Origin of the sequence: Vibrio sp. HENC-03, from assembly GCF_000305755.2 — a bacterium.
Lineage (GTDB): Bacteria > Pseudomonadota > Gammaproteobacteria > Enterobacterales > Vibrionaceae > Vibrio > Vibrio owensii.
Genome location: NZ_JH976124.1, coordinates 305852 through 318380, shown reverse-complemented (window position 1 = coordinate 318380; position 12529 = coordinate 305852). Strand labels below are relative to the sequence as shown.

At 47.1% G+C, this 12529-nt stretch carries 10 protein-coding genes; 5 read left to right on the top strand and 5 right to left on the bottom strand.

Annotation, left to right across the window (positions count from 1 at the left end):
* Nucleotides 1-85 precede the first annotated feature (85 nt).
* From VCHENC03_RS10980 to VCHENC03_RS10995, 4 genes are all read right to left on the bottom strand, one after another.
* Nucleotides 86-2917, bottom strand: a complete 2832-nt coding sequence (locus VCHENC03_RS10980; RefSeq protein ID WP_009706401.1) for a GH92 family glycosyl hydrolase — start codon at nt 2915-2917, stop codon at nt 86-88.
* A 121-nt stretch (nt 2918-3038) separates the two neighbouring features.
* The gene (locus tag VCHENC03_RS10985; RefSeq protein ID WP_005453038.1) at nt 3039-4439 is read right to left on the bottom strand and encodes a fructose-specific PTS transporter subunit EIIC; all 1401 of its coding nucleotides are present in this window, start codon (nt 4437-4439) and stop codon (nt 3039-3041) included.
* A gap of 11 nt (nt 4440-4450) precedes the next feature.
* The gene (locus VCHENC03_RS10990; RefSeq protein ID WP_009706400.1) at nt 4451-4891 is read right to left on the bottom strand and encodes a PTS sugar transporter subunit IIA; all 441 of its coding nucleotides are present in this window, start codon (nt 4889-4891) and stop codon (nt 4451-4453) included.
* 454 nt (nt 4892-5345) lie between these two features.
* The gene (locus tag VCHENC03_RS10995) at nt 5346-5825 is read right to left on the bottom strand and encodes a peptide-methionine (S)-S-oxide reductase (RefSeq protein ID WP_009706399.1); all 480 of its coding nucleotides are present in this window, start codon (nt 5823-5825) and stop codon (nt 5346-5348) included.
* A 159-nt stretch (nt 5826-5984) separates the two neighbouring features.
* Between VCHENC03_RS10995 and VCHENC03_RS11000 the strand changes: the two genes are divergently transcribed.
* A complete protein-coding gene (locus VCHENC03_RS11000; protein ID WP_009706398.1) occupies nt 5985-6374 on the top strand; it encodes a VOC family protein in 390 nt (129 codons plus the stop codon).
* A 91-nt stretch (nt 6375-6465) separates the two neighbouring features.
* Entirely contained in the window at nt 6466-7206 is a 741-nt protein-coding gene (locus VCHENC03_RS11005; protein WP_005436345.1) for a DeoR/GlpR family DNA-binding transcription regulator, read from the top strand.
* Here VCHENC03_RS11005 and malI read toward each other — a convergent pair.
* Complete coding sequence (malI, locus tag VCHENC03_RS11010; protein WP_005453001.1) at nt 7203-8225, bottom strand: Mal regulon transcriptional regulator MalI; 1023 nt, start codon at nt 8223-8225, stop codon at nt 7203-7205. The genes VCHENC03_RS11005 and malI overlap by 4 nt on opposite strands.
* A gap of 236 nt (nt 8226-8461) precedes the next feature.
* On the opposite strand from malI, the gene malX reads away from it, so the two are divergent.
* The 3 genes from malX to manA all read left to right on the top strand — a co-directional run bounded on the left by malX (nt 8462) and on the right by manA (nt 12513).
* Nucleotides 8462-10033, top strand: a complete 1572-nt coding sequence (gene malX, locus VCHENC03_RS11015; RefSeq protein ID WP_009706397.1) for a maltose/glucose-specific PTS transporter subunit IIBC — start codon at nt 8462-8464, stop codon at nt 10031-10033.
* A 92-nt stretch (nt 10034-10125) separates the two neighbouring features.
* Complete coding sequence (locus VCHENC03_RS11020) at nt 10126-11304, top strand: MalY/PatB family protein (protein WP_009706396.1); 1179 nt, start codon at nt 10126-10128, stop codon at nt 11302-11304.
* 21 nt (nt 11305-11325) lie between these two features.
* Complete coding sequence (gene manA, locus VCHENC03_RS11025; RefSeq protein WP_009706395.1) at nt 11326-12513, top strand: mannose-6-phosphate isomerase, class I; 1188 nt, start codon at nt 11326-11328, stop codon at nt 12511-12513.
* Nucleotides 12514-12529: the final 16 nt, after the last annotated feature.

The following is a 12529-nucleotide window of genomic DNA, read 5'->3' as shown; positions in this document are numbered from 1 at the left end:
ACTGTTTCTAAAGAACTGCTTATAAAATTTGCTTGTAGGGATAGCCGGGAGATGCGCTCCCCCGGCTGAGTTGTCACTATTGGGATTAACGAGAACCTGCTGGCATCTCGTCTTCATGCAAGAACTCACCGATGCCTTGTGCTGGTGGAAGATCTTGCTCTAGAGAGCCCCAACGTTGATTTGGTTTGTCGCCCATCACGAACTCCAGCTCACCGCCGTACATGATTTCGTCATGAGTCAGGTAAGTGCGGTTGAAGTCTTTGCCGTTGTAGCGAGCCGATTGAATGAAGATGTTTTCGCGGCTAACGTTCTTCGCGGTCACCGTGAACTTCTGGTTGTTGCCGACATCGATAGACGCGCTTTCAAACAGCGGAGTACCGATTTCGTAGATGCCAGAAGAAGCGTTTACTGGGTAGAAGCCAAGTGCACGGAACACGAACCACGCAGAGAGCGTACCGAAGTCGTCGTTACCACAAATGCCGTCAGCGGTGTTCTTGTAGCAAATGTTGGTTGCTGCGGCGATGGCTGCCTGACCTTTCCAAGGTTGACCTACGTAGTTGTACAAGTACGGAACGTGGATATCTGGTTCGTTACCTTGCACGTGCTGACCAACGTTACCTGTGTTGAACACTGGGAATTGGTTGTCGCCTGCGTTGCGGTCTGGGTAGGTTGACCAGTACTCATCCAAGCGCGCTGCGAACAAGTCACCGCGTTCTGCTTCAGGGTTTTGTGTCTTGTCGAAGCGTGTCATCAGGTCAATCAAGCCATGAATGTCGTGTTGAACGCTGAACGAATATTGCCAGCCGTTCGACTCAGAGAATGCCCAGTTGAACATGTCTGGACGCCAGTCTTTACCCACCGCACGACCAGTGATTGGGTCTACCCAACCAGCATCGATAAACTCGCCATCGTAGTCACGGGCTTTGAACCAACCTTGGTATTGCTTACCACCGAAGTCGAATTGCGCTTGCCAGTTTTTAGAACGGTTAGCGAACTCGGTGTAGCGTGGGTCTTCTTCACCAAATACTTCTTTGATCGATTGCGCGATTGCCCAGTCGTTCATTGAGTATTCAAGCGAGTAAGATGCTGTCCAAGAGTCTTTAAATGGTGAGTGACCGCCGTAAGAATCTGGTGGAGTGTCGTGCAATTGCGCTGGCACGTAACCTTGTTCTTCGTACTCTTTGATCCATGCTACGCCTTGGCTCGTTGCGGCGCGCGCGTCAGTGATCATTGCTTCAACTAAACGTTCTTTTACGTCTTTGCGCTCTGCTTCTGTGAAGCCAAGATCGATCATGCGTTTTTCTAGTGAGCCTTTCGACAACACATCATGAATCACAGGCGTTGAGTGCATGCCCATCATCATGCCTGTTTCGTTGCCTTTGAATGTCCACTCAGGCAGGCGACCTTTGCGCACGTTGCCTTTGTCATCCACCCATTCTTCTTCGGCGTAAGACAGCATAGACAGCACAACGTCTGCTAAGCGGTCTGGCTCAAGAATCGAAGACAGCGGTTGAACTGCGCGGTAGGTATCCCATAACGAGAAAGTGTCGTAGCGCGTGAAGTCTGCTTTGCCATCTTTGTTGGCATCGGCAGTGCGGATCGACTCTTTCAGCGTATCAATCTTATCGCCCCAAGGTGTGTTGCCATCTGGGTAAGCGTTACGACCTTGGTGCACTTGGCGGTAACGACCATCTAAGTCAGAGTGAATGGTTTGACCTAGGTACGAGTGGTACATCGCGGTGTAGAACGTCTGTTTGTAATCCTCGTCGCCAGAGACTTGGATCTTGCCGAGTTCGTCTTCCCATTTCTTCGTTGCGGCTTCGCGTACTTGGTCGAAATTCATGCCAGCAACTTCTGTCATGTTAAGAGAAGCACCAGACTTGCCATTCTCGCCGATCTCAACGTTTGATAGCGCCAATTTCGCTTCAACCGTTAAGCCGTCTTTGGATGTGTCGAACTCAACGTAAGCGCGCGCGTATTGGTATTTGCCGCGTGTTTCGTTGCCGATTTCCGTAATGCCTTCTGGCACGTCCATGTAACGACCTTGCTCTTTATCGTAGTATGCAAAGCGAACGTTTTTGATTGGTTGGTCGAATTCCATTACGAAGAATTCTTTTTGGCTTGGTGCCCAGCCATCAGAGAAACGGTGACCTTCTAGACGGTTATTGTCTTTGTCCCATTTCAAGTAAGAATCAGAGGTGTAGTCCCAGTTAATTTTGAAGCCAGTGTTAACGATGATTTCTGACTTCTCATCACGAGGGAAGGTGTAGCGGTGGACACCAACGCGATCAGACGCCGTCAACTCAGCTTTGATGTCATAATCCAATAGATCGACTTTGTAGTAGCCCGCTGTCGCTTGCTCGTCACGATGTTGGAAGCGAGACGCTTCTAGGTTTAGCGTTGCCGAACCTTCATCAATCATGTAATCCGAACGCGAGTTGATTGGCATGACGAGAATGTCGTTTAAGTCGCCAGCACCTGCTCCGGAAAGGTGGGTATGAGAGAAACCGGAAGTACGTGCGTCGTGGTAGTAGTAGCCTGAAATGTATTCCCAACCGTTAGAACCGTTGTTTGGAGAAAGCTGCACCATGCCGTGTGGTGTGGTTGCACCAGGGTAGGTGTTGCCTAGGTTACCTGTGCCGATGAATGGGTTGACGTAGCGTGTTACGTCCATATCGGCGAAATCTACCGGGATATGAACGCCCATGTCGATTTCAGGTGTTTCTGGGTTTGGCTTGTCATCACAGTCGCCATCGCCAACTGGAGGACATACTGGCTTGCCGCCGTCAGGAATATCCGGCAGTGCAGGGTTGGTGTCACCGCCTCCATAAATGTTGGTTGTGTCGTCGTTACAGCCAGTCAGACCGACTAGACCACTGAGAACTGCGCAAGCGAGTAGGGAAGGTTTGAATTTCATTTTTAAAGCCTTGTAAATTGTAGGGTTATATAATTAAAAAAATCAGGGGTATTACTAAAACTTAAAAACTTGAAATAGAGCCCTTTGGGGGAAAGGGCTCTTAGGGGGAGGAGCTTAAGGTTTAAGCTTTCACAAGAGTCGCTGCGTTACGCATCGCTTCTTTTGTTGAACACTCAACAACGTTTGCTTTTGCAAAGCGGTGAGCGTCTTTTACTTGGATATCGTGAGCTAGAATAACCAGCTTCGCGTTTGCTACATCTAGGTCAGTGATGCGGTTCTGGATACCGTTTTGACCTTGAGTTTCTACTTTGATTTTCAGACCCGCTGCTGCACCTGCTTTTTCTAGTGCTTTCGCTGCCATGAATGTGTGTGCTACGCCAGATGGGCAACATGTTACTGCTACGATGTCGTACTCGCCTTCGCCTGCTGCTGGAGCCGCTTGAGCTTGTGCAGGTGCTGCTTCTACGATTTCGTCTTCTGCTTCTTCTTCAGCAACTGGTTTCCAGAAGCCAACGATAACTGCTGTTGTTAGTGAGCCTAGTGCGATACCCACAACGTACATAGGAATGTTGCTTGATACAGGAGCTGTGATTAGACCGCCCCATGGTGCGTGTAGCAGTACGTCTGTTAGGAAGCCGAACACACAGCCAACGATACCACCAGCAACGATTGAAGGAAGAACGCGTACAGGGTCGTTTGCTGCGAATGGGATAGCACCTTCAGAGATACCGATAGAACCCATGATTGCTGCTGCTTTACCTGCTTCTTGTTCTTGCTTAGTGAATTTCTTCTTGAATAGGAATGTTGCTAGTGCCATACCTAGAGGAGGCGTACAGATTGCGATACCAACACCACCCATTAGCCATGGTTGAGTATCAACTTGAGTTTGAGCGAATAGCGTTGCTACTTTGTTGATTGGACCGCCCATATCGAATGCAGTCATACCACCAAGAATCGTACCTAGAACCACTTTAGAAGCGCCAGCCATAGAAGCTAGGAATTCGTTCATAGACGCCATGAAGATCTTGATTGGCTCACCGATACCCCATAGAACGATACCTGCAGAGATAAGCGTACCTAGTAGAGGGTAGATGAAGTAAGCGCCCAACGCAGTCATGTTAGCAGAAAGAGGGATCTTCTTAAGTTGGAATACCACACCACCTGCGATGAAACCCGCTACGATACAACCAAGGAAGCCGCCGCCCATATCAGCCATGATGCCAGAAGAGATCATCGCTGGTGCTAGAGCTGGTTTGTCTGCAATTGAGTAACCGATGAAGCCACCAAGAATAATTGGGAACAGCACCAGACCTTTAATACCGATATTAGAAATATCAGCCAATAAACCGTCCGCAGGAACCGCACCTTTACCTGATGCCATTACCGCTAGCGCCAGTAGTACACCACCCGCAACGATAAATGGAAGCATGTGAGAAGTACCGAATAAAAGGTGACCTTTCATGGTACTTAGGATTTTTTTGAAATCGCTATTATTACTAGCTTGAGCTGTGATTGTACTCATAATTTCACGCCTTATGAATTAATTAAAATATTTAGTATTTGGTTTTCGTCTTTTGCGTTATGAATATCTTCAATAAACTCTTCGCTAAATTTACCGAATAATTCTTGAAGAACATAAATATGGTGGTCGGCACCGTTATCTGGTGAGGCAATCATGAAGAATACGGTCGGTTTGACTCCCTCTTCGTCGCCATACTCGATGCCTTCGCGCTTTACGCCAACAGCGATTGCAGGCTCTGTAACCGCTTTGCTTTTTGCGTGTGGGTAAGCGATACCGTCCATTGAAGTTACGCTTAATGCTTCACGCGCTTCGAGGTCGGTTAAAAAAGCCTCTTTGCTGCTAATTCGATTATTTTCGAATAGCATTTGCGCTAGCTCTTCAAAGACTTCTTTTTTATTATTTGCTTGAAGGTTGCCTTTAATTAAATTGACGTTTGTTAGTTCTGTAATCATTTTTTGACTCATTGGTACTGAAGTAATGAGGCAAATTTAATTAATGTTACGGTTTTCTGAAATAGTAAAAAAAATCCAATAACTATATTTTTGTATCACTGAGAGCTAAGTGTGATAGAAGTCATTAATATCAATGAGCTAGAAGGGAATTAGTATTGTGACTTATATTCCATTTATTTTGAAATTAATAATGAAGCTTGAAAATAAACGAGAAGGGAATCAAATATGGTTCAATTTTGCTATAAAAAAGAGGCTTTGTGCTAAAGCTCCTGCAATGCCCCTTTTATTAACGTAATTTTCTGTCTCTTTGAGAAAAGAAATAAAGCGCTTAGGAGAGCTGATAGTGAGCTCAGCTAGTTCCTCCCCTTGATACGCATTGGTCAATGTAAGCTCTGAACTAGAATCCAAAGGGAGGTTAGGAGGGGGGGGGGAGAAGTTGGATTTAGCTAATCCACTAAGACGGATTTTTGTACTTGTGCAGCAAATCTAACGGGATGTGGCAGTAGTCGTTTGGAAAGCGCGTGAGCCGGTCCTGGTGCTCATCATCACTTGGCACGTAGTTTGTGAGTGGCAGTACTTCTACGGCGATTTTATCGGCATCTGGTCTTGCTGCGATAAATGCTTTGGCAATCGCTAGGTGTTGTTCGTTTTGACTATAAACACCGGTACGGTACTTCTCACCTACGTCTTCACCTTGCTTGTTAACACTGTGCGGGTCGATGATCTCAAACAGATACCCCATTAAAGTTTCAACCGAAACCTGCTTAGGGTCGAACTGGGTTTTCACGCATTCTGCGTAGCCATCGTATTCGGATTGAGTGTTATCCGTCGTGCCATTTGCTCGTCCTGCTTCGGTGCTGATTACGCCCGGAAGGTGGCGCATAAATTCTTGAACACCCCAAAGGCAGCCGCCTGCGAAGTAAATTTCTTCCATCATTCTGTCCTGAAAAATCTTTGCGCCATTATGGGCATCACTTTCATTCAAACACAACTCCAACCATAAAACAGGAACAACTCAGACGTGATTTGCTCTCTTTTTTGTGCTGCGTTTCCTCGTTAGATTGAACGCAGTTAAGAGCTAGGGGGAATCCTAATGAAAATTGAACATATAGCGATTTGGACTGAACGTTTGGAAGAGCTTAAAGCCTTCTATGAGAAATACTTTAACGCGGTGTCTAACGACAAATACCACAACCCAACTAAACAGTTTTCATCTTACTTTCTTTCGTTTGAAAGTGGTGCACGATTGGAGTTGATGTCGATGGAAGATGTGACCGCTTGTGAAAAATCTCATGCGATGCAGGTAACCGGATTAGCACACTTTGCCTTTGCTTTAGGATCAGAACAGGCAGTGGATCAATTGACCAAAACCTTAGTGGATGATGGCTACCAATGGATCGACGGTCCGAGACAAACAGGTGATGGTTACTACGAAAGCTGCATCTTAGATCCAGATGGCAACCGTCTTGAGCTTACGGTGTAACGCGACTTAGCTTATTTCTATCGTTCACAGGCTGCTTTCATATGAAAGTGTTCGGGCGTATACTGCAAGCTCATCAAAAAGGAGCGAGCCTGTGAACTCAAGACAAAACGAAATCCTGCAATTGGTTAATGACCGCAAACGCGTTCAAGTGACGGAGCTTTCTGACATCATTGGCGTGTCGGGCGTGACCATCAGGCAGGATTTGAACTTCCTTGAGCAACAAGGCTACTTGAAGCGTGTTCATGGCGCTGCGACGGCGCTACAAAGTGACGATATTGATACGCGACTCGAAGTGCGCTTCGACATCAAACAAGCGTTAGCCAACAAAGCGGCAGATTTGGTATCACCAAATGAAACCGTGTTAATCGAAGGCGGCAGTGCTAATGCGCTCTTGGCTCGCACATTGGCTGAACGTGGTGACGTCACCATCATTACCCCATCAGCGTACATCGCTCACCTCATCCGTAACACCTCAGCTAACATCATTTTGCTCGGTGGTGTGTATCAGCATCAAGGCGAGAGTTTGGTTGGTCCGTTAACCAAGTTGTGTATTGAGAATATTCACTTCAGCACAGCTTTCTTGGGTATTGACGGCTTCCATCAAGATACTGGCTTTACTAGCCGAGACATGATGCGAGCAGAAATCGCTGAAACCATCATTGCGAAAAAGCGTCGTAATATCGTGCTGACGGACTCAAGCAAGTTTGGGCAAATCTACCCATCTTCGATTGGTAAAACGAGTGAAATCTCAGTGCTGTTAACCGATGAAGCCGCTCCGAAAAGCGACCTCGAACAATTGAGAAAGCAAGGCGTGGAAGTGGTGTTGGGCTAAGCCGACTCACGAACAATAAGCTTGGGAGGCAGGATCAAGCTGTAAGGCTCGCTGTCTTCTTGCTTGAGTTGATTGATCAATCGTTTTGCCGCTTGTCTTCCCATCTCTCGTGCATTGGAATTAACGAAGGTGAGCGGTGGCTCAATTAACTCGGCTTCTTCAACATCATCAAAACCAATTACCGATACTTGCTCGCCGATAAACTGATCTTTACCGATGGAACGTCCTGCTCGATGTATCCCATAAACCGCGCCTAGTGCTGTCGAGGAATGGTGACAAAGAACCGCAGTAATCTGTGGATGTTCCAACAACAATTGCTGCACAGTTTGAGCGGCAGACGCTTGGCTTTTCTCACACTCGACCACCCATTCTGGTTTGAAAGGCAAACCAAACTGCATCAGAGTTGAACAATACCCACCAATACGCTCAGCACGACACAAAGAACTGCTCGCGCCGCCGACATAAGCGATTCTGCGATGCCCTTGCTTAACCAGATGCTCCGTCGCTAACTTGGCGGCGTACATGTTGTCTGGTCCCACGTAGTCGATTTGCTTATCCACCGAAGCGCGGGAAATGCATACCATTGGCAGATTGTGCTGCTTGAGGTTTTCGACATTGAACTGCTGGCTTTCACCAATCGGGCAAAATGCGATACCACCGACACCTTGGCGTGCCATGGTTAATACACACTTCTCAAACTTTTCTTGGCTATCCCCACTTTGAGCCAGAAACAGCATGTAACCTTGCTGCTCGATTTCTTCACTCAATCCTGCTGCGACTTCTGCGTAATAGGGATCACTGATGTCTTTGAGGATCAATCCAATGATTTCGCTGGAATTGGATCGTAGGTTGGCAGCGGCACGGTTACGGATATAGCCGAGCTCTTCTACCGCAGCGTTGACCTTTTCTATCGTGTCTGGAGAGATCCGCCCTTTATTCCCCAACACCATAGAGACGGTGGTAACTGACACGCCAGCATGTTTAGCGACTTCTGTAATGGTCACTTTTTTTGACGACATAGATTCACTTTATGGATTAGAAAAACGTTTTATCATCAAACTGTAACCCTATTAGGTTGATTTTAAAAGCCCTACACAGTTTGTGGAAAAGATATCTAACTCGATCACAGAATTTTTGGTAAAACGTTTTATCAATTTTTTTAGCAGCGTATATTGAGTGCATAAAAACAACACTTCATGCGCACATAATGTGATGTGTATGAGCCCTACAAGTTCTCAATTTCCGGAGACAAACTATGTCTAAAAGCAATAAATCGACCATGTGGGAGTTCTTGCAAAGCCTCGGCAAGACCTTCATGTTGCCAGTCGCGCTGCTGGCATTCTCAGGTATTCTTCTTGGTGTCGGCAGCTCGTTTTCTAGTGCCGCTATCAAAGAAGCCATCCCATTTTTAGACAACACCCTTCTGCAATACCTGTTTATGTGGATGACCAAAATCGGTCTTGTCGCATTCATTTACTTGCCTGTGATGTTCGCAGTAGCCATCCCACTTGGATTAGCGCGTGAAGAGAAAGGCGTGGCAGGTTTCGCGGGTTTCGTTGGTTATGCTGCGTTTAACCTTGCGATCAACTTCTTCCTAACCGTCGCTGGTGTACTAGACAGTGAAGCAGAGCGTGCCGCTTACGGTGTGAAAAGCATCATCGGGATTGAATCGATTGATACTGGTATCCTTGGCGCGGTGATCGTTGGTGTGATAGTTGCGAAACTTCACCAGCGCTTTTACACCTTCAAAATGCCAGATGCGCTAGCGTTCTTTGGTGGCGCTCGTTTTGTTCCAATCATTTCTGCCTTGGTGCTGGGCGTTGTCGGTGTGTTTATCCCATTCGTATGGCCTTACTTTGCTGCAGGCATCAATGGTATCGGTCATGTGATTGAAGGCGCGGGTGATTTCGGTCCAATGCTATTTGGTACAGGCGAGCGTTTATTGCTGCCAATCGGCCTTCACCATATCTTGGTTGCGCTGATTCGATTCACAGAAGCGGGCGGTACTATGGACGTGTGTGGTCAAACCGTGTCTGGCGCACTAAACATCTTCTACTCTGAATTGTCTTGTCCTGACACAACGGCGTTTACTCCGGAAGTCACGGCATTCTTGTCTCAAGGTAAAATGCCAACCTTCCTAGGCGGTTTACCGGGTGCAGCTCTGGCGATGTACCACTGTGCTCGCCCTGAGAACCGCTCAAAAATTAAAGCACTGCTTATCTCTGGCGTCGTAGCTTGTGTGGTAGGTGGTATCACTGAGCCGCTTGAATTCTTGTTCCTATTCGTTGCGCCAGTGCTTTACTTTGTCCATGCGATTCTGACTGGTCTGGGCTTTATGGTCATGGGCTTGCTTGATGTCACCATCGGTAACACAGACGGCAACCTTATTGATTTCTTGGTGTTCGGTATCCTGCAAGGCACGGCAACGAAATGGTACTTAGTACCGCTGGTGGCGGGTGTTTGGTTCGTGGTTTATTACTCAGTATTTAAGTTTGCGATCACTAAGTTCAACCTAAAAACACCAGGTCGTGAAGTCGACACGGCGGAAGTGGACAAAGAGCTTGAAGCCGCATTCATCAACGAATCTGGCAAAGGTGCCGCAGTACTGGCAGCTCTTGGTGGCAAAGAGAACATCACGGCTCTAGATAACTGCATCACTCGTCTTCGCTTGTCTGTTAACGACATGAGTTTGGTCGACGACGCTAAGTTGAAAGCCAACGGCGCGCTGGGCGTAGTGAAGCTTGATGAGCACAACCTGCAAGTCGTTATTGGTACACAAGTTCACCTAGTGAAGAACGAAATGCAAGCCATCATGTCTGCAAGCTAATCACTGCCTTGATAGATGCTCCCCCTCGGCACAATCTCCATCCCCCCCCCCAATGAGATTGTGACGAGGGACCTTAATATTGGAATATTCGTATGACTCACAATTTCGACTTTGATACACCGATTGATCGCACTGGCACTTACTGCACGCAGTGGGACTATGTTCAGGATAGATTTGGTAAAGTGGGTCTGCTGCCATTTACCATTTCAGATATGGATTTTGCTACGCCAGAGCCTGTGATGAATGTGCTTAAACAACGTTTAGAGCATCCGGTATTAGGCTATAGCCGCTGGAATCATGAGGATTTTAAGTCCGCGATTCGCTACTGGTATCAAACTCGTTTTGACTGCGAAATCGACACTCAGCAAGTGGTGTACGGACCATCGGTTATCTACATTGTGTCCAAGTTGATTGAGCAATGGAGTCAGCCGGGACAGGGCGTGGTGTTCCATACACCAGCTTATGATGCGTTCGACAAAATGATTGAAGGGCAAGGTCGTGCGTGCGTTCGCAGTCCGCTCATCAAACAGCAAGGTCGATTTGAAATTGACTGGCAAGATCTGGAAACCAAACTCGCTGACCAGAACAACACTGTGCTGTTGTTATGCAGCCCTCACAACCCGACAGGGCGAGTGTGGAACCAAAACGAATTGGATAAGATGGCGGAGCTTTGTAACCAACACCAAGTCAAAGTGATTTCTGACGAGATCCACATGGACGTGAGCTTTAAGCGTCACATCCCTTACGTGGGGTTTGGCCGTTCACAAGATTGGGCTGTCGTTACATCGGCGTCTAAATCGTTCAATATTCCAGCCTTGAATGGTGCGTATGCGTTGATCGCGGATTCACCAACTCGCGAACGTTATCTGCATAAACTCAAAGAGGTGGATGGTCTTTCATCGCCTTCTATCATGGGCGTGCTTGGTACGATGGCGGCTTATCGTCATGGAGAGCCTTGGCTAAACGCACTCAACGAGTATGTATTGGCTAACCATCAATACGTGAAAGAAGCACTTGAAAGTGCCTTTCCTGAAGTGAGCTACCTTGTCCCAGACGCAACCTATTTAGCTTGGATTGATCTATCTGTTTTGAATCTAGATATGATACTGCTTAATCAGGCGTTAATTGAACAATTCAATGTCGCCATCATGTCTGGAGATGTTTATGGCGATTCCGGTAAAGGCTATCTCAGACTCAATCTGGGCTGTCCGAGAAGCAAAGTCGAGCAGGGCGTTTCAGCCTTGATTCAAGCGATCAAATTGCAGCGTTAAACCATCGCGGGAGAGTGTGAGATGTCACTGTTCAAGCTAGATAACGTGATTCAAAACTACGCTTGGGGAAGCAAAGAGTCGATTTCTAAACTGTTTGGCATCGACAATGTGAACCATCAACCTCAAGCTGAAATTTGGATGGGGGCGCACCCTAATGGTTGCTCCCGCCTTGCGACAACCGGTGAGTTATTATCTGATGTGATTGCGAGAGACAGAGCAAGCATGTTTGGTGATTACACCATGATGCGTTTTGGCGAACTTCCGTATCTATTCAAAGTGCTCGCGGCAGATTCTCCGCTCTCGATTCAAGTTCATCCTAGCAAGCGCAAAGCTGAGCTTGGTTTTGTACGAGAGAATGAACAAGGTATTCCACTTGATGCTCCTAATCGCAACTACAAAGACGCCAATCACAAGCCTGAGTTGGTTTATGCGCTGACTTTTTACAAGGCCATGAATGGCTTTCGTCCGATAGAACAAATACTGACGCTGTTCCGCCAATTTGGTATTCGCAGTTTAGATGGTGAGGTGGCAGCATTAGCCGAGCACTCCAATCAAGACGGGTTGAAAGGCTTCTTCACGGCGATCATGACCTTGAGCGAAGCTCATAAAATTCAAGCCTTGGCAGAACTGGACGCAGCGTTAGAGCGTGGTCCAAAGACGGCATTGGAAAGAGAAGTGCTCAGTTATGTGGCGGAGTTTCAAAAGCACTACCCGCAAGACATTGGATTGCTGTCTCCGTTGATGTTGAACACGATAGAACTCGCGCCAGGTGAAGCGATGTTCCTCCATGCCGAAACGCCTCATGCGTATGTTCAAGGTACTGCGTTGGAAATCATGGCGAATTCTGACAACGTGCTTAGAGCTGGGTTAACGCCCAAATACATTGATGTGAATGAGCTTATCGCCAATACAGCATTTCACACCACGCAACCGGAACAGATTAAACTGTCGCCAATCCACAAAGAGGGCAAGTTGAGCTATCCAATTCCGGTGGACGATTTTGGGTTTGATATTCTCTCTTCCGATGAAGAATGCAAGCAACAGTTTGTGCGTGGTGCTGAGATTGTTTTTTGCGTTGAAGGCAGTGTTGAGGTCATGACATCAGAAACAAGTCTGACTCTTAAAGCCGGAGAATCCGCGTTTATCACTAACGATTGTAAGTTCTACCAATATCAAGGGAATGGTACGTTGGCGAGGGCGTATAACTAGTCATTTCGTTGTTGAT

Excerpts from the sequence above, each read along its gene's own strand:
- VCHENC03_RS10990 (WP_009706400.1), bottom strand. The coding sequence starts at position 4,891 with ATGATTACAGAACTAACAAACGTCAATTTAATTAAAGGCAACCTTCAA.
- VCHENC03_RS10980 (WP_009706401.1), bottom strand. The coding sequence starts at position 2,917 with ATGAAATTCAAACCTTCCCTACTCGCTTGCGCAGTTCTCAGTGGTCTA.
- malX (WP_009706397.1), top strand. The coding sequence starts at position 8,462 with ATGTCTAAAAGCAATAAATCGACCATGTGGGAGTTCTTGCAAAGCCTC.
- VCHENC03_RS10995 (WP_009706399.1), bottom strand. The coding sequence starts at position 5,825 with ATGGAAGAAATTTACTTCGCAGGCGGCTGCCTTTGGGGTGTTCAAGAA.
- VCHENC03_RS11020 (WP_009706396.1), top strand. The coding sequence starts at position 10,126 with ATGACTCACAATTTCGACTTTGATACACCGATTGATCGCACTGGCACT.
- VCHENC03_RS10985 (WP_005453038.1), bottom strand. The coding sequence starts at position 4,439 with ATGAGTACAATCACAGCTCAAGCTAGTAATAATAGCGATTTCAAAAAA.
- VCHENC03_RS11000 (WP_009706398.1), top strand. The coding sequence starts at position 5,985 with ATGAAAATTGAACATATAGCGATTTGGACTGAACGTTTGGAAGAGCTT.
- manA (WP_009706395.1), top strand. The coding sequence starts at position 11,326 with ATGTCACTGTTCAAGCTAGATAACGTGATTCAAAACTACGCTTGGGGA.
- malI (WP_005453001.1), bottom strand. The coding sequence starts at position 8,225 with ATGTCGTCAAAAAAAGTGACCATTACAGAAGTCGCTAAACATGCTGGC.